The following is a 16,908-nucleotide window of genomic DNA, read 5'->3' as shown; positions in this document are numbered from 1 at the left end:
GGCCACGATCCGCGCCCCGCGGGGATTGAGCCGCTCCGTGAACCGCTGGATCGTGCCGCCCTTGCCCGCCGCGTCCCGGCCCTCGCAGATCACCACCAGGCGCGCACCCGTGCGCTGGACCCAGTGCTGCAGTTTGAGGAGTTCGATCTGCAGGACCCGTTTCGTCCGCTCGTACTCCCGACGGCGGACCTTTCGGTTGTAGGGGTAGTTCTCCCGCCACGTATTGATCGGCGCCCCGGAGGCGTCCAGCAGGACAGGCTGCTCGGGCCGGCGGTCGTCCACGCTCAGGCCGGAGAGCAGGTCCTCGGGTTCCTGTTGCTGCGATTCCAGATCAGTCACGCCACGCGCCTACCCGAACGGCAACCGAATATGGGGACCAGGCAGTCGGTCACGGAGCGCTGGAGTCGCGGAGGCGCCTACTGCGTGGAGTGAGTCGGGTCGGCGGGTTGCGACGGGAGTGTCACAGGCTTCGAAGATCACTTGACCTTGCCCCGGAGGGAGAGACGACAGTGTGTCTGTCGATCACATGAGCGGGCGGTCGTGCTCGCCGGTCGAGGACGAAGAGGGGGATTCACGTGACCGCGACCTGCGTCATTCTCGATATCGGGGGCGTGCTGGAGATCACGCCGGACACCGGATGGGTACAACGTTGGGAAGAGCGGCTGGAGTTGCCACGGGGCACTGTCCATGAGCGGATGCACGACGTGTGGCGCGCTGGGAGCGTCGGGAGCATCAGCGAGCAAGAGGTCCACGAGCAGGTGGCGGCCCGTTTGGGGCTCGACGCCCTCCAGGGTGAAGCCTTCATGGCCGATCTCTGGGCGGAGTATCTGGGGGCGCCGAACGAGGACCTCATCGACTACGTGCGGGGGCTGCAGGGCCGCTGCAGGCTGGGCATCCTGAGCAACAGCTTCGTCGGCGCCCGGGAGCGGGAGACGACGCTGTACCACTTCGATGAACTGGTGGAGCAGATCGTCTACTCCCACGAGATCGGCATCGAGAAGCCCGACCGGCGTGCCTTCGAGGCCGTGTGCGCCGACTTGGACGTGCGGCCGCAGGACTGCCTCTTCATCGACGACGTCGCAGTCAACGTCGAGGCCGCCCGGGCGGCGGGCATGCAGGCCCACTTGTTCGAGGACAACGCCCGCACCATCGCACGCATCGCGGCCCACTTGGACGCCGGGCCCTTGGTCCCGGGGCGTGTCCCGATCGCGTGAGTTCCGCCTGGCCGGTCTGAATGCCGGTCACGTGTGCGGGGGGTCCACCCAGCCGTTTCGAACCGCGCAGGCGCCGAGCTGCATCCGGCTGCGTACGCCGGCCATGTCCATGAGATGACGCAGACGCCGGTGCAGCGTCCGCGCCGACAGACCGAGTTGTGCCGCGGCCGTCAGGTCCGTCAGGCCGGCCAGGAGCAGCCCGAGGATCCTGCGGTCGAGCTCGGTCGGGCCTTTCGGGCCGACCTCGACGGTGGCTTCGGGTCCTCCGCCCGTGGCCGACAGCGCCAGCGGGTGAGCGGTGCGCCATACCGTCTCGAACAGTGCGTCGAGCGCGTCCAGCAGGCCGCTGCGGTGCAGCAGCACGGCGCCCGGCTCCCCGTCCGGGGTGACCGCGAGGGGAACGAGGCCGAGGTCGGCATCGGCCAGCACGAGCTTCATCGGCAGCTCGTCGGCAACCCGGAGCTGCACGCCCTTGCCCAGTGAATCGATCGCGTCGTCGACGATGCCCGGTTCTGCCAGCACGGCCCTGTCCAGCACCGCCCGGAACCGCACGCCGCGGCCGATGGCCGCGGGCTCGGCCGTGTTCTCGTCGGGCGGCAGGGCGACGAACGGTGCGGTGATGAAGGACCGGACCTGCGCGCGGGCCGCCTGCTGCACCTGGAGGAAGCGGTGGCGGATGGCGTCGGCGCCCGTGACCACCTCGATCAGATCGCTGATGCTGCTCCCGGTCATCGCCGCCCGGTGCTCCTCGGCGAAGGTCACCAGGGCGTGCTCGGCCATGCGCAGCCCGTCCCGGCGCTGGCTGATGAGAGCGCCGAGGGCCATGGCCGGCGGCGCAGCGGTGAACCGGTCGTCCGCCGACCTCGTCACCAGCCCCCACCCGACCAGACGGGACAAGGCCTTGTCGACGTGGGCGTGCGGGAGGGCGATCTCGTCGCTCAGCAGGAGCGCGGTGGAGTGCGACCGTCCGATCAGCGCCCGGTAGACACGCTCGTCGTCGGGGTCGAGTCCCAGGACATCCAGCATCGGCGACCGACTCCCTTCCGCTTGCCGCAGCGGGGAGAGTATCCGCCATGGTGGCAGACCCTGAATAGTCCCTGGTGGGAGCAGGTGCGAGGGGAAGGGCCCCGGGGAGTCGCCGCCCCGGGGCCCGTCAGTGCGGGTCATCGCAGGCCGTATGCCCGGATGATCTCGTTCTTGACGCCGAAACCGCTGTCCGTCTCGGCGCTCGCGCGGACCGAGAGGAAACCGCCGGGCTTCTTGGCCGTCCTGAACGAACCCGTCCAGCGGCCGTCGGCTCCCTTGGTCACGGCCACCTTCTGCCAGGTGGCGCCTTCGTCGTGCGAGATGTCCAGTTTCACCGACTTGACGGTGCCCGGCACCGTGCCGAGGCCCATCGACACCGGCTTGAGCGCGATCTCCTGGGTCGCGTTGGCCTTGACGTCGCCGTGCAGGTCGGACTCCAGCGTGTAGTCCAGGTTCAGCACGGGGAACGGCTCGAAGGACTCCGAGTCGACGGTGTCGGACATGAACGTCCATTCGGTGTGGGTGCGCGTCGACAGCCGGAAGAGGTCACCGGGCCGCTCGGCGTCGAGGACCGCGCGGTAGGGCAGGTTGCCCGCCGGGACCTCCACCCACTGCATGTCCGTGCTGTGCGGGTTGTCGTGGATCAGCCTGTCGCCCTGGAAGACCTGCAGACGGGTCGGCGTCTCGCCCCACTGCAGGAAGCCGCCCAGCCGCATGGTGTCGCTGGCTGAGGCCCACGCCTGCACGTTCCAGGTCATGTGGTTCTGCCAGCGGGAGTTGTACACGCCGAAGGACTCGCTCTGGGCGGGCCTGGTCGCCGGAGCGAACCAGTCCAGCCGGGTGGTGCTGCCCTTGGCGTACGTGTTGTCGCCCGACACCATCACCCACGGCAGCGCTGTGTCGACGCCCTGCGCGTGGAACTCCCTCCAGACCTGGCCCGGTGTCACCCACTCGGTGCGGGTGCCCGGGTGCCACTCGCGCTCGGGGAAGTTGACCGACGGGCTGAGGGTGAAGTCGGACCGGTAGCCTTCCGCCGACCGGCCGTCCGTGGCCGAGTAGTAGCGGGCGTCGATGCGGGCGAGGTCGTCCTTGGTCGGCTTGTAGACGAGGGGCCTGTCCGGAACCTGGCCGGGGTACTCCCGGGTGAGGTCGTACACGAACGGCGTGTACTCGGTCTGCTCCACGGTCAGCTTGTGGCCGCCGGTCTTGGCCATCGCGACAAGGGCCTTGCCCGCCTCGCGGTGCACGGAGGCGACCGGGATGTTCGATTCGCCGACGTACTCCATCAGCCCGCCGACCCCGTCGTTCACGACGATCAGCGCCTTCGCACCGGCCGCGACCGCGGCCTCGGTGCGCTCCTGGGGGGAGACCTCGTCGCTGCGGTCGACGACGACGACCTTGCCCTTGGCCTTGACCTTCGCGTACGCGGCCGTCGCGCCGTTGCCCGCGTGGACGGCGTCCAGCGTGTCCCGGGCGGTCCCCAGGGCGCTGCCCGCCTGCACCAGTGCCTCGAACGGGAGCCGGCCGCCCGGTGTGTTCAGGCCGAGCTGCGGCTCACCCTTGCGCCACCGGGTGGTCAGCACGAACTCGCCCTGCTTCATCGGCTCCGTAGGCGCGACGTAGACGTCGTCGTACGTCAGCGGCAGCACGTACGCGCTGCGGTAGTCCATGAACGGGTCGAGGCCCTTGTAGTGGACGTTGAAGTCGACCTTGCGCTGCCGGTCCTCAGTGCGCTGCGGTGCCTCGGTCTGCAGCAGGCGCGCCTTGCCGGCGTCCAGCACCACGTCCGCGGAGCGGTCCTTGAGCACGGTCTCCGGGTCGACCAGCACGGCCAGACCCGAGCGGTCGGCCTTCTCGCCCGCCACGTCCAGATATCCCGCGGCGGTGTACGTGCCGGGTGCCATGCGCATGGTGGTGGAGCCGTCGACGTAGAGCGACCAGGGCCAGAAGTCGCCGGCCAGGTTGACCGTGACCCAGCCGGCGGCGGGCCTGCCGTCCCGGCCGACCAGCTTGATGTTCAGGTCGTAGCGCTCCTCCTCCTTGAGCAGCGCCACGGACGTGCGGGTCACCGGCTGCCCGGTGGTGGCGTCGGTGGCCGTCACGTAGCCGGTGTGCCGGCCGGCCGAGGCGGCCTTCGGGTCACCGGTCACCGGGACGGTGGCGGTGCCGCGCGCCGGGACGGTGACCCTCGCGGCTCCCAGCGTGAACGGGTCGCCGCCGGTGTGCGCCAGGTTCAGGGTGACCTCGGCGGAACCGGTGTTGGTGAAGGTCAGATCCTTGGTGACGGCGGCGTCGCTCGGCTCGTGCGGCCATGTGTAACTGCCGAAGAAGAGGGACCCGGTGCCGCGGACCGTGGTGCGCACGGCGGCGGCCACGTCGAGACGACCGGTGCCGGCCTCGTACGGCGAGTACCCGCCGTCCAAGCCCTTCGCCGTGCTCATCAGGTGTTCCTTGAGCTGCGCGCCGGTCCAGTCGGGGTGCTGCTGGGCCAGCACGGCGGCCGCGCCGGCCACGTGCGGGGTGGCCATCGAGGTGCCGCTGAGGGTGCGGTAGGGGCCCTCACCGCCGCCGCTCATCTCCTGCGAACGCGCCGCGGTGATGTCCACGCCGGGCGCCGCGATGTCGGGCTTCATACCGCCGGAGTGGGCCAGCGGTCCGGTGCTGGAGAAGGACGCGAGCCGGTCCTGCTGGTCCGTGGCGGCGACGGTCAGCGCCGAGGCGGCCGCGCCCGGGGCTGAGATGCTCTCCGGGCCGGAGTTGCCGGCGGCTATGACGAACAGCGTGCCGTATTGCGCGGACAGTGCGTCCACCGTTTGCGACATGGGGTCGCTGCCGTCCGTCGGGTAGGAGTCGCCGAGGCTCATGTTGACGACGTCCACACCGGACTCGGCGGCCCACTGCATACCGGCCATGACCCAGGAGTCCTGGCCGGAGCCCTCCGCTCCGCCGAGGACCTTGCCGACGAACAGGTCGGCGCCGGGGGCGACGCCCTTGTTGCCGCCCCCGGAGGCGGCGCCCGAACCGACGATCGTGCCGGCGACATGCGTGCCGTGCCCGTTGACGTCGGTGACGGCCTCACCCGGCACAAAGCTCGCCGTGCCGTCGATCAGGCCGGCGAAGTCGGGGTGGTTGACGTCGATGCCGGTGTCGAGCACCGCGACCTTGATGCCCTTGCCGTCGTACCCGGCCGCCCAGGCCTCGGGCGCCCCGATCAGCGGCACGCTCTCCTTCAGACTGGCCTTCACCCGACCGTCGAGCCACAGCTTCGCCACGCCCTCGCCCAGCGACGGGCTGCCCTGCGGCGCGACCGTGGTCCAGAAGGTGCGGGCCTGCCGCTTCTCGGTGCTGAGCGCGGCACCGCCGATGCCCTTGAGAGGGCGGGTCACCTTGCTGCCCCGGGGGGCCGCCCGCTCCCCGGCCGACCGGGACTTCGACTCGGCGTACGTCGCGATCAGCGGAACAGCAGCCGACTTCGCGTCGTCGTAGCCCATCTCGATCAGATCGGTCACGTTGAACAGACGCCGGTCCAGCTTGTCCGTGCCCAGCAGCGGCGCCGCCTCGTCCGGGATGACGAACAGGTCTCCCTTGACCTGCTGGATCTTCACGCCGCCGACGGCGCTGTCGGGCCGTTCGACTTCGGCGCTCTGCTTGCCGTCGGCCATCGTGGTGACCGTGACGACATCGCCGGTGACCAGGGTGACCTTGTGGGTCGCCGAGGACTTGGCGGGATGGGTGGGCTTGCTCGGAGCGGCTTGTGCGGGCGCTTGCAGGGCCGCAAGCCCCGACGCCAGCAGCGGCACCGCGGTGACGGCCGACATCAGCTGCCAGCGCCGACGCCGGAAGGCGGAAACACGAAAGGGGGAGGACATGCCAAGGGTCTATCGACCCGAGAGCGCCGACGTGAAGGCATCATGACGGCAAGTCCTCGCCATGGCAGATGCTTGCCAGCCCTGAACCGCGCGAAAGAGGGTGCAAAGACGCCATACGACGTGGGGATCGGCGACCACATTCCGTCTCGGCACGGTCTCCCGGCATCCGATGTGTGGTGGCCTCATCCGGCGGGGGCGGCGAGTGGTGAGGCGGGCCGTACCCGCGCGGGAGCAGAAAGGCACGGTCGGACTGCTGGCGGCGCAGTCTCGGTTGGGGCAATCGTTTCGGCAGGTGAAGGTGCTGTGCCAACCGGGTGAAGGGGCGTTACCCGGCTTCCTCGGCGTGACCGTGAGTGACTACACAGTGGATCAGTGACCCGAATCGTGGTCACCGTCGCCTGCCGGAATCCCCGCCCCGCTGTCCGCGCCGCGTCAGGCAGGCGGCAGCGGGCAGGGTCGGCCGCGCCGATCAGGAGCTGCTGTTTCATGAGGATGACCACGCCCCGCCGTTTCCTTGCCACGACCGTCGTCGCGCTGGCGACCTTGGCCGGTTCGACGATGCCGGGGCAGGCACAGACCGTCACGTCGAGCGAGCGGAGCATGAGGGATCTGCCCGGCTACCAGATGCTCTACAGCGACCCGACCACGGTCGACAACCTCACCCCGCTGACCTTCGAGTGTCCGGCGGGGAAGGTGGCCGTCTCCGGCGGCGCGGACGTGCAGGGCGCGGGTGCTGTTCTCGTCGGCAGCTTCCCCACCCTCGTGGGCAGCTCCAGCAGGTGGACCATGGTGGCGCGGCAGGTGGGCAAGCCCCAGGTGACCCTCACCGCGTACATGCTCTGCGCCAACAGCGCGGCTCTGCCCGGGTACCAGCTCGTCAGCCTGCCATCGTCCGACGTCGCCAACAGGGCCTCGCGCGAAGCGGCTTGCCCCGCCGGGAAGGTGGTGGTGAGCGGTGGCGCGGAGACGCGGGGCAAGGACCCGGCACTCCGGGTCAGCGTTGCCCCGCGCCCCAAGGAGGGGTCGCCGTCGCTGTGGACGGCGAGCGGCCAGTCCCTCTCCGCGACCACGGTGGGCCTTGCGGTGACCGCGGTCTGCGCGAACCCGGTCCCCGGATACGAGATCGTCGAGCTGCCGGTGGCCGATGCACCCAACAGCACCGCCAGGTCACTGGCCTGCCCCAGCGGCAAGTCCCCCCTCAGCGGTGGAGTCGCCGGGTACAACACGGCCGTAGTGACCAGCTCACGGCCCGAGTTCGTCTCCGGAGCCGTCAAGTGGTCGGCAAGTGTTCGTGAGCCCTCCCGTACGACCGCTGCCAGCAGCCTCACCGTCATCTGCGCGAACTGACCCTGCCAGCGGTACCGACGGGGCAGGCCGATGCCGAGGCCCCATTCGCGTTGTCGCCGCCGACGACGTCCTGGAGGTGGAGGTCCGCGCCCCGGTCCGACGGGGTGACGTGACCGGCCGCAACGTGGCGCTCCTCGCGTGCCGTGGGGGGCGGCCGCGATGCCTTGAGGTGCTCGGCCAGTTCGATGGATCACCAGCCACGCGGGACCGGCGGTGGCGCCCCGTGATGCGGCGGTGCGAGTCGTCGGCGACGGTGGCGGGAACTGCATGGCCGCCGTCGGCCGGCTGGTGTACTGCCCGCAGGGCAGATCAGAAGCAGTGCACGGTCGTGCGGACCGGTACGTACGAAGGCATCCAGGGCGGCAGTTTCGGGGCGGGGATCAGCGCCCAGTCCGCGGGCGCGGAGCGGTTGTGCCTGCATCGGCTGGTGGTGCCCGCAAGGACGCGGGGGCGTCCTCACCTCCACGAGGGACACGAGTCGGCCATTCTCATCCAGTCCGGGCAGGTCGAGGTCTGGCACGGCCCTGGCTTGGCCGAGCATGTGGTTCCGCGCGCCGGCGACTACATCCACATCCCTGCGGACACGCCTCACCTGCCGGTCGACACGGGGGCCGAGGATGGGCGACCTGAGCAAGGTGCGTTGCCGCAGTTCAGGCGGCAGTCGTCTCGGTCACGAGGGTGGCGTGGGGAAGGCGGCCGCCTCGTCGAACCGTTCGCCGTGCTGGAGGCAGTGGGAGAGCTGTCCGATCATGCGGTTGAAGAGCTTGGGGTGTGCGGCGGCGTGCCCGTCTGCGTGGTCGTCGCGTCGGCGCCGGCAGGGGCCTTGGCGGCAGGCGATGCCGTGACCGCGGAGAAGGGCGGCTGAAAATGGACCTCCGTCGGGGTGCTCCGCCGGATTCCGGGCGGCGATATCGTGATCGTCCCGAGGACGGGCAGAGACCTTCCTGAAGGCCGGGTCACCAGTCGACGTGCGAGGTGATCCACCTGGTCAGGCTGTCTTCGTCGTCCGCGGGCGGCAGGTCAGGACCGCAGGTCAGTGGCGTACAGGACAACTGCAGGTGACTGAGGTAGCCGTAGGGGCCGTTGTCGGCCGCTGGTCCGAGTACCAGCGCATGGGTGGGGGTGCGCCAGATGCGGTGCGTCAGCAGGGGGCCGGCGACCATCGCTTCGGATGACGGAACCGTCCGCTCCGAGATAGCCTGTCACTGCCTGCGCCGCCTGTGCGAGCACCCTCTCGCAGTCCTGGTCGGTGCCCGGTCGGCGGCCACTCCAACCAGGCTGCTGCTGCCAGTCGTCCATGAGGCTGTACAGCCATGGGCCGTTGGTCATGTTCCCGTCGTCAGGGTCGACGGGGTACAGCTGGCCGAAGACCAGGGAGTACCGGGCATCCGAGCGCCCGAACGGGCTGATGCCGTCGGTGCACAGCACGTGTCCGCACCCGGGGCGGAACGAGTCGCAGACCAGTTCGTGTTCCCAGCTCCAGCCCCGTTGCCGTACCTCCGCATCGACAGCGTCAACATCTTCAGGGACGTACGGTGTGGTCGGTAGTGCGACGAGCTCCGCGACTGCCGCAGTGGTCAACGGCCGGTGGGCGAGGGCATGTACGGATATCGGCATACGGATCACTCTAGGGGCGGCCAGCAGCGTCGGAACTCGGGTCCGGCCCAGGAGCCTGGTCACCGCATGTGCCGCGGAGTGCCGATGCGGGTGGGCGGCTTCCTTGCGGCGGCGGTCGCAGACCTGGGGCTGCCGGTGTGCGCGTACGACAGCGTCGATGCGGTCGCTGATGGCCTCGGGCGGGGTTTTGCGTTCGCCCGTGCGGTGGCACGCGATCGACCGCCGTCTGATGCCGAGCTCGGCGACTGGCCGCTGAGCGGCCCGCGCTGCGGGGTCTTGCCGGTGCGGGGTGGCCGTGGACCGTCTGACGGAGGTGCTCGGGAATGCTGACACCGTCGCCCGGCGCCTGAACCGCCTGAGCGCCGGTACCTCCTGGCAGTAGGCCTCCGGCACGGCCCTGGAGGGCCGTCCGGTGGACGAGCGGCTGTTCCAGAGGTCTGGAACAACGTCCGAGGGACTGAATGCCCGGTTTCGGGTCTCTGCGATCCGTCTGTCCCGATAGCGCCTGGATGATCTACAGTGACGTTCTGTCATGGCCGATTACTCTCGGTGGTGCATGGGTGCTCCGTGGTGATGGCCTCAGGGATGGATTCGATCGAGGAAAGGGGACACCATGAGCAAGTCCCAGACGACTGCTCCGTCCGACCTTCGCGCGGACATCAGGTACCGCGATGACGGCAAGTACACGATGTACGGGATCAGCCTGCGATGGCAGATCGGGGACAACGCCCCCGATCACGAGGCGTGGCCCCCGCCGGCGGACTGGAACGAGGGCAACGCGCCCTACCCGCACCTGTACGAGGTGTGGCTCGACGACGAACTGCGGCAGACGGTCTTCCTCAACTGGTCCTCATGGAACTGGATGCAGTCCAACTCCCACTGGGTCGACCTGGGGGACGAGGAGCCGACAGGGCAGCTCCGTGTCAAGATCCGTGCCAAGGTGGATGGCGCCTTCACGCCGTTCACCAATGTGGTCGTCATCGGCTCGGATCGCGCCGGCATGCAGAAGTGGGCGGTGCGCCTGCCCCGCGAGAAGGCCCCTGTGGCCGGCTCGGTGGATCCGCGGCACGGCACGGCCAACCATCCGCGCAGCCGGGCCGGCGCCGCGATCCGGGACCTGGACCCCTCACGGATCTGTGTCGAGGCGCGCCGCGTCAACACCAGTACTGAATGGGCTGAAGTGGTGCCGGGGGCTGACAGGATGCTCGCCGACTATCCGTGGAACGACGCGCAGAAGTACCTTGAGTACCGCAAGTTCTTCGAGGGGAACACCCTTGCGTCCGCGGGGAACCCGGCGTTCCGCGGTCTGGATCTGGCTCCGGACGACACGCTCGGGGACTGGCCTGTGACGGAGCTGGACACGTCGGCCCCCACCCAGACCTTCACCTACGACTACATGGCGTATCACCACGGTGAGAGCTGGTCCCACCGGTGGTTCATCACCCGCCCCAGCTGGGCTCCTTCGGAAGGCCTGAGCTGGAAGGACCTGGAGCCGATCCCGTTCCTGGTCGAGGTGCACGGTGCACCCCGGGAAGAGGAATCCACCAGCTGGGAGTTCGCCTCGTTCCCGCGCCGGACCGGCCGGGCGGCGATCGTGGACATCTGGGGCGGCCACGGCGGACCGGACACCCCGAACGGTGAGAACGGCGGCATGACCGGCGAGTTCTTCCTGTCCGTGTCCGACGTGCTCCTGCGGTAGTCGAGCCACCGCACCGCCCGGGATCGACCGCCTCCTCCAGGCGGCCGATCCCCGGCGGTCGGTCCCGGGCAGCGGGTGTTCCAGAATTCCGGAACAGCCGCCCGACCCCGCTATCCGGCCCAGCCCACACCTGCGCCTGCTCACCGCTGGCGTAGGCCCTGAGGAGGCGGACGCCGCGCGCAGCTGCCGCCCGAGTGGGCAGCAGCAGCAGCGCTGCGGCTGCCGGGAACCGGCATACAACAGCGACGCCTCCTCAGGGTTTCCGATCAGGTCCGGGTGGCGATGATGGCGCCCACGAGGAACGCGATGTTCTCCTGGGTTCGGTCATTGGGCAACCGGGTCGTCTGCCATACGTGGGGGCACGGCAGCTGTGCTCCCGTGCCGAGCGGACCGGCCCGGCCGGCGCTGCTCCTGGTGGACCGGGCCGGGCCGAGGGCGTGAGCCGACCGGTCGGGCTGCGATCCGGTCGGGCCGCGGGCGCTGCGTCAGTGCTCCCAGGCGGCGGCTCCACGCAGGAGGTGATGGTCCGACATACCCGGAGTGCAGGCGGCGGAGTCACCACGGACGGTGGTGAACCAGTAGTAGCTCAGGAAGATGTAATCGATCTTCCCAGGTTCGCTGACCTTGGGTGAACACCCCGGCTCGGCGGTTGCTTCACCACTTCGGCAGCGATCCCCGCTCTGCGGACAGTCGGCTCCGGTGAAGTAGTCCTTGTCGTTCTCGTCGACTTCCTGGAATACCCCGGTCCCACCACTGTGGGTGTAGAGGGGGGCCATGTCCACGTCCTTGGGGAGCTGGTTGAAGTCACCCGCGAGGACCACCGGGTCGCCACCGTTCGCGAAACCCCTGGTGATGTCGGCAACCTTTTGAATCTGCGCCTTGGGGTTGTTGAGGATCGTCGGGGGAACCTTGGGGTCCGGGTCGGCGATCACTTTGTACGAGTAGTCGATGTGTGTGTTGCATGCACGGACCATGCGCCCCGTCACGGTCGCCCGCGCGCACAGGAGGATACGGTCCTCTCCCGGTGTCTCCTCGGGAAGGAAGTTGACGGACCGCGTGCCGTTGTTGATCGTACCGGGCGCACCCTTGGCGAAAATGGCCAGGCCGTAACGCGTGTCGGTGCCCCACTTCGCACACCCGCCCGTGGACGACAGCGTCGCGCCCCAGACCGAGTCGTACTGGTTGCCGATGGGGCGGTCCTCCAGGGAGTCGCGCAGCAGGGTCCACTGCCCGTGACACATCTCCTGCAGCATGACCAGATCAGCGTCCCAGCTTTCCATGGCGTTCACGATCTTGTTGCGCCACGCGTCCTTGGACCCCTCGTAGATGGCGCACGCCGCCCCGCAGACGTTGTAGCTGACGAACCTCGGCTTCGGCCAGTTCTGCGCATCGGGAGTGTCGGCCCGTGCGGGACCGGACCCGGAAGAAATCACCAGTCCCATGAGGAGGAACGCTGCGAAGAGCGCTCGGAGTGCCGCTCGCATCAGTAAACCCTTTCGTTGTCATTCGGGTGCACATCGTGGCCGTCATGCAGCGTTAGAAGGGGCGATGGCCGGACAAGGTGCCCCTGCCTGGAACGACTGCCGTGCCTCGACGGAGAATTCGATGATTCGGTCCGGCCAGTCGCCGGTGGCCGATCTGTGCGACGGCCATGGTGGTGTCAGCCGCCTCTGCTCGCGCAGCCATCGCGAAACGACGTCTAAGCCGAGACGCTGCCGGACCGGTGGGCAGACGCGGCGCGCCTCGGGAGGTAGGCCCACAGTGCGATGCCGATGAAGACCGCCTGTTCGGGAATCCGGAACCACAGCGGCGTCGCCGGCTCCCCGTTGAACGGGATGTGCTCGACGGCCGCGTGGATATTGGCCGGGAGCATCAGGACGAACAGCGCGGCGAGGGCGACTCCGGCCGCCGGCCGGGTGGCTTCCCGGACGAGTCCGGCGGCGCCGAGGAGTTCCAGCACGCCCGTCGCGTAGACCGCGAGGCGGGGGAACGGTACATACGGCGGGACCATCGCCACCAGGTCGTGGTGGCCGGGTACGGGGCCGAGAGCGGAGGGGGCGAAGTGCGCGGTCGCCGTGAACACCAGCATGACCGCGAGGCCGTGCAGCACGGAGAGACGCCAGGTCGCGAAGCGTCCGACGCCGAATGCGCCGAGCAGCCGGAACAGCGCGGAGGGAACGGCGATGAGCATGAGCGTGCCGAACATGAGAGGGAGTCCCTTCGCCGGGTGGGTCTGCCGGTCGCGCTCGGGCCGGGTGCACGTGCCTGGTACGGCATGGAGGCGATGGACTCGCCGGACAGCACGTAGCCGCGTTTCCTCGCTCGCGTGCCCGTCGTCTTCGCGCCATCGCGCACCTGGGGTGAAGTCGTACACCCACCCACGCGTCCCCTGCGCGGCGACAAGCGCCTGCGGACGATGCGGGAGCGACCTCGGCCGGGTCGATGTCGTCGACGTGGAGGGTCGGTACGACGTCGGGTTCTTGAGTCACGTAGATCATGCTCGCGGCCGATCCGGCTCCGTCCCAGAGTCAGGATTGACATGCAGCGATACTTTTCTGCCATGAGTCTTCACCGCGTGGTATGCCTTCTCATGCCGCCGCAGTCCACGTTCGAGCTGGCCTGTGCAGCCGAGGTCTTCGGCTTGAACCGGCCCGGTCTGCCCGCCCGTTACACGTTCGACGTCTGCACCGAGCGGCCCGGCCCCGTGCCGACGCTGGCCGGCTACGACATGGCGGTCACGCACGGGTTATCGGCCTTGCAGCGCGCGCAGACGGTTCTCATCCCCGGCTGGGTGGAGCGCGGGAGCGCTCCTCCGCCCGGCGTCGTGGACGCGCTACGGCGGGCGCATCGCCGCGGGGCCCGTATCGTCGCGTTGTGCTCCGCCGCCTTCCTGCTCGCCGAAGCCGGACTGCTGGAGGGTCGCAAGGCGACCACTCACTGGCGCTTGGCCGACGAACTCGCCGCGCGGCACCCCAGCCTCCAGGTCGAGCCCGACGTGCTCTACGTCGACCTGGGCGACGTGGCCACGAGTGCGGGCACGGCCGCGGGCATCGACCTGTGCCTGCATCTGATCCGCACCGATCAGGGCGCCGCCTACGCGAACCAAGTCGCCCGGCACATGGTCATGCCGCCTCACCGCGAGGGCGGCCAGCTGCAGTACGCCACGCTCCCCCTCACCGATCGCACCCCCGACTCCCTCGCCCCCGTCCTGGATTGGGCCGCGGAGCGTCTGCACGAGCCGCTCTCCGTCGACGACCTCGCCGCGTTCGGGGCCGTCTCCACGCGCACGCTCGCCCGCAGGTTCGCCGAGCAGCTGGGTACGAGCCCGGGCAACTGGCTGCTGCGGCAGCGGGTGATGGCGGCCCGGGCCCTCCTGGAGGAAACGGATCTGGCCGTCGAGACCATCGCGGCCAGGACCGGCCTGTCCTCGGCAGCCAACCTCCGCCGACGCTTCCACACGCTCCTGCACACCACGCCCGCCGCCTATCGCCGCTCCTTCCGGCACGACGCGCCGGGAACGCGCACACCGGGAACGCGCACACCGGGAACGCGCACGCCGGGAACGCGCACGCCGGGAACGCGCACGCCGGGCTCCGAAAGGCTCCCCGCCTGACCGCGCCGGCCGCGCTCCTGGTCCCCGCCCCTCCCCCCCCGCCGCGGCCCGCCGGGTGGTTGGGGGGCCCGGGCCCGGGGCGGGGCGGGGGGGGCGCCCGTTGTGGCCCCCCCCGCCTGTTCATCGCGGCTCAGAAGTCACGCGCCGTCCGCCGTGCGCAAGTTCTTGTTCGCAGGTTCTTGTGCTCAGAACTGCAGCGCCCAGGAGTCGATCTTTCCGGTGTCGAGGTTCGCGTTGTCGTTCACCCGGAGCTTCCACACCCCGTTGGCGACCTCGGAGGAGGCGTTGACGGTGACGGTCTTGATGATGTTGTCCGCGCTGCCGCCGGAGCGGTTGTGCAGGTTGTACAGGGTGCCGTCGGGCGCGACCAGGTCGACCTTGAGGTCACCGATGTAGGTGTGCTTGATGTCGACCGCGACGGTCAGCGCCGCCGGGGCGTTGCCGGCGACCCCGCTGACGGTGACGGGGGATTCGACGGTCGCGTTGTCGCTGATCGCGTAGTCGGCGGTGTTCTCGAAGCGCTTGCCCGGCGGGACGGTGCCACCCTCACCGACGTTGAGCAGCAGGTTCGGGGAGCCCGTACCGGGGCCGGTCACCACGTTCGGGGTCGCGGCGGTCACCAGGGCGTCCCGGACCTGCGCCGGGGTGCTGGAGGTGTTCTGCGACAGGTAGAGGGCCGCCGCTCCGACCACGTGCGGCGTGGCCATCGAGGTGCCGGAGATGGTGTTGGTGGCGGAGTCCCCGGTGCCCCACGCGGACGTGATGGAGGAGCCCGGGGCGAAGAGGTCCAGGACGCTGCCGTAGTTGGAGTAGCTCGCCTTGGCGTCGGTGTTCGTGGTGGCGCCGACGGTGATGGCCTCGGCGACGCGGGCCGGGGACTTGGTGGAGGCGTTGGTGGACTCGTTGCCCGCCGCGACGCCGTAGGTGATGCCGGAGGCTATGGAGTTGCGGACGGCCGTGTCGAGCGCGGAGTCGGCACCGCCGCCGAGCGACATGTTGGCGACGGCCGGCTTGACGGCGTTGCGGGTCACCCAGTCGATGCCCGCCACGACCTGGGCGGTCGTGCCGGAGCCGTTGTTGTCGAGGACGCGGACGCCGACGATCTTGGCCTTCTTGGCCACGCCGTAGGCCCCGCCCGCGACGGTGCCCGCGACGTGCGTGCCGTGGCCGTGGCCGTCCTGGGCGGTGTTGTCGTTGTCGATGGCGTCGAAGCCGTAGGAGGCGCGGCCGCCGAAGTCCTGGTGCGTGATGCGCACGCCGGTGTCGATGATGTAGGCGGTGACGCCCTCGCCCGCCTTGTCCGGGTAGGTGTAGCTCTGGTTCAGCGGCAGCGCCCGCTGGTCGATCCGGTCCAGGCCCCAGGACGGCGGGTTCGGCTGGGTGGCGTCCACGGTGAAGACGCGGTCCTGCACGACCGACTGGACCGCCGGGTCGGCGGCGAGCTTCCTGGCCTGTGCCTCGGAGACCTTGACGGAGTAGCCGTTCAGGGCCGAGCTGTAGGTCCGGTCGATCGTCGCGCCGTACCGCTTCGCCACGGCCTTGCCGCTGTCCGCAGTGGAGCGGGCGGCGGAGTCCTTCAGGGTCACGATGTAGCTGCCGGAGATGGTTCCCGCGGCGCCGGCGTTCTCGATGACGCCCTGCGCGCCGCTGTCGGCGGCCGAGGCGGGCAGGGCGGCGGCCGCGCCGAGCGCGAGGGCCGCGACGGCGGTCGCGCTGATGCCGGCGAGCTTCCGGCGGGTGTGACGCATCACGGACATGTGGGGGGTCCTCCTCATGGGTGGTGCACTTCGGGGATGGAGCGGGGGCGACGGCCGACGCGAACCGCCGACATGTGCCGCCATGCGTGGCTTGTGGCCAGGTACATGACAACCCGTCAACTCGCCTTCGCCTCCGAAAGGTTGACCCACCCCCGGCCCGCCCACAAGAGGCCGGCGGACGCGTAACATCCTTGCCATGCTCCGGCCATGATTCGGCAAAGACGGGCCGCACATGACGCGGGCAAGGCCGGTGCGCGGGACGAGGCGGCGTGTGCGAGCCGGAGGCGTCCTCGTCCTGCTGCTGCGGCCGCGGACGGCGATGGTACGCAAGGGCTCGATTTCAGGCCGGAGTCGGATGCGCAGCCCGTCCGGGCCGGCGCGGAAGCCCTCCTGCGACGGCAGGACGGGTAGCGGCCGCTGCCTGCACCCTCCCCGGACGCTCCTGGCGGAGGAATGCACTCCGCAGGTATGGAGGGAGCGGCGGGTTCACGCCACGCGGACGCTCCCTGCCGAGCGTCCCGGCCGTGCGGGGCGGGAGGGGGCGACGCCCGCCGAGGCCGCCCGACGGACGGCTCCGGGACCCGCGGGGAGGCGGGGGAGAGCGGTGCGGAGCCACCCGGGATCGCCTACCGAGGTGCCAGAGCGCCGAGTTGTGAAATTTTCGTGAGCGGGAGGGGTCCGCCTGGGCGTGGATTCAGAGGGAGGTGGTGGTGAGGGTGGCGAGTGCGGCGTGGTAGTGGGCGGGGGCGGGGAGGTCGGTGAGGTG

Annotated in this window: 11 protein-coding genes and 1 pseudogene; 5 read left to right on the top strand and 7 right to left on the bottom strand. The window is 69.9% G+C overall.

All coding sequences use genetic code 11. The features are described 5' to 3' along the window. A pseudogene (locus IH80_RS0136635) lies at positions 1 to 339 on the bottom strand (polyphosphate kinase 2); the annotation flags it as partial. A gap of 236 nt (positions 340 to 575) precedes the next feature. On the opposite strand from IH80_RS0136635, the gene IH80_RS0136630 reads away from it, so the two are divergent. Next, positions 576 to 1,214, top strand: coding sequence for an HAD family hydrolase (locus IH80_RS0136630; RefSeq protein ID WP_030966170.1), 639 nt, complete (start codon positions 576 to 578; stop codon positions 1,212 to 1,214). 27 nt (positions 1,215 to 1,241) lie between these two features. Here IH80_RS0136630 and IH80_RS0136625 read toward each other — a convergent pair whose 3' ends face one another. Together IH80_RS0136625 and IH80_RS0136620 are read right to left on the bottom strand one after the other, a co-directional pair. Next, the gene (locus IH80_RS0136625; protein WP_030966169.1) at positions 1,242 to 2,240 is read right to left on the bottom strand and encodes a helix-turn-helix domain-containing protein; all 999 of its coding nucleotides are present in this window, start codon (positions 2,238 to 2,240) and stop codon (positions 1,242 to 1,244) included. A 137-nt stretch (positions 2,241 to 2,377) separates the two neighbouring features. Beyond that, positions 2,378 to 6,109 (bottom strand): S8 family peptidase, encoded by a 3,732-nt coding sequence (locus IH80_RS0136620; RefSeq protein WP_030966168.1) that lies wholly within the window; start codon positions 6,107 to 6,109, stop codon positions 2,378 to 2,380. A gap of 486 nt (positions 6,110 to 6,595) precedes the next feature. Here IH80_RS0136620 and IH80_RS40210 point away from each other — a divergent pair, with 486 nt between their 5' ends. Together IH80_RS40210 and IH80_RS46630 are read left to right on the top strand one after the other, a co-directional pair. After that, positions 6,596 to 7,456, top strand: a complete 861-nt coding sequence (locus IH80_RS40210; RefSeq protein WP_037882144.1) for a hypothetical protein — start codon at positions 6,596 to 6,598, stop codon at positions 7,454 to 7,456. Positions 7,457 to 7,784: 328 nt separating this feature from the next. Then, positions 7,785 to 8,321: a cupin domain-containing protein gene (locus tag IH80_RS46630; RefSeq protein WP_234432510.1), complete on the top strand. Its 537-nt coding sequence runs from the start codon at positions 7,785 to 7,787 to the stop codon at positions 8,319 to 8,321. A 91-nt stretch (positions 8,322 to 8,412) separates the two neighbouring features. Here the strand turns inward: IH80_RS46630 and IH80_RS0136605 are convergent, their stop codons facing one another. Continuing rightward, positions 8,413 to 8,619, bottom strand: coding sequence for a hypothetical protein (locus IH80_RS0136605; protein WP_051810318.1), 207 nt, complete (start codon positions 8,617 to 8,619; stop codon positions 8,413 to 8,415). Between the two features lie 1,067 nt (positions 8,620 to 9,686). Between IH80_RS0136605 and IH80_RS41285 the strand changes: the two genes are divergently transcribed. Continuing rightward, on the top strand, positions 9,687 to 10,772 hold the full coding sequence (locus tag IH80_RS41285; protein ID WP_030966165.1) for a lytic polysaccharide monooxygenase auxiliary activity family 9 protein: 1,086 nt from the start codon (positions 9,687 to 9,689) through the stop codon (positions 10,770 to 10,772). Between the two features lie 485 nt (positions 10,773 to 11,257). Here IH80_RS41285 and IH80_RS0136590 read toward each other — a convergent pair whose 3' ends face one another. Together IH80_RS0136590 and IH80_RS0136585 are read right to left on the bottom strand one after the other, a co-directional pair. Beyond that, a complete protein-coding gene (locus tag IH80_RS0136590; RefSeq protein WP_158943821.1) occupies positions 11,258 to 12,214 on the bottom strand; it encodes an endonuclease/exonuclease/phosphatase family protein in 957 nt (318 codons plus the stop codon). Positions 12,215 to 12,471: 257 nt separating this feature from the next. Continuing rightward, positions 12,472 to 12,978, bottom strand: a complete 507-nt coding sequence (locus IH80_RS0136585) for a hypothetical protein (protein WP_030966163.1) — start codon at positions 12,976 to 12,978, stop codon at positions 12,472 to 12,474. A gap of 354 nt (positions 12,979 to 13,332) precedes the next feature. Between IH80_RS0136585 and IH80_RS0136580 the strand changes: the two genes are divergently transcribed. Next, complete coding sequence (locus IH80_RS0136580; RefSeq protein WP_078906936.1) at positions 13,333 to 14,385, top strand: helix-turn-helix domain-containing protein; 1,053 nt, start codon at positions 13,333 to 13,335, stop codon at positions 14,383 to 14,385. Between the two features lie 185 nt (positions 14,386 to 14,570). Here the strand turns inward: IH80_RS0136580 and IH80_RS0136570 are convergent, their stop codons facing one another. Continuing rightward, entirely contained in the window at positions 14,571 to 16,142 is a 1,572-nt protein-coding gene (locus IH80_RS0136570; RefSeq protein WP_030966161.1) for a S8 family peptidase, read from the bottom strand. Between the last annotated feature and the right edge of the window lie 766 nt (positions 16,143 to 16,908).

The organism is Streptomyces sp. NRRL S-378 (genome assembly GCF_000720645.1).
In the GTDB taxonomy this organism is placed as follows: Bacteria; Actinomycetota; Actinomycetes; order Streptomycetales; family Streptomycetaceae; genus Streptomyces.
This window is presented reverse-complemented; position numbering and strand designations above follow the sequence as displayed.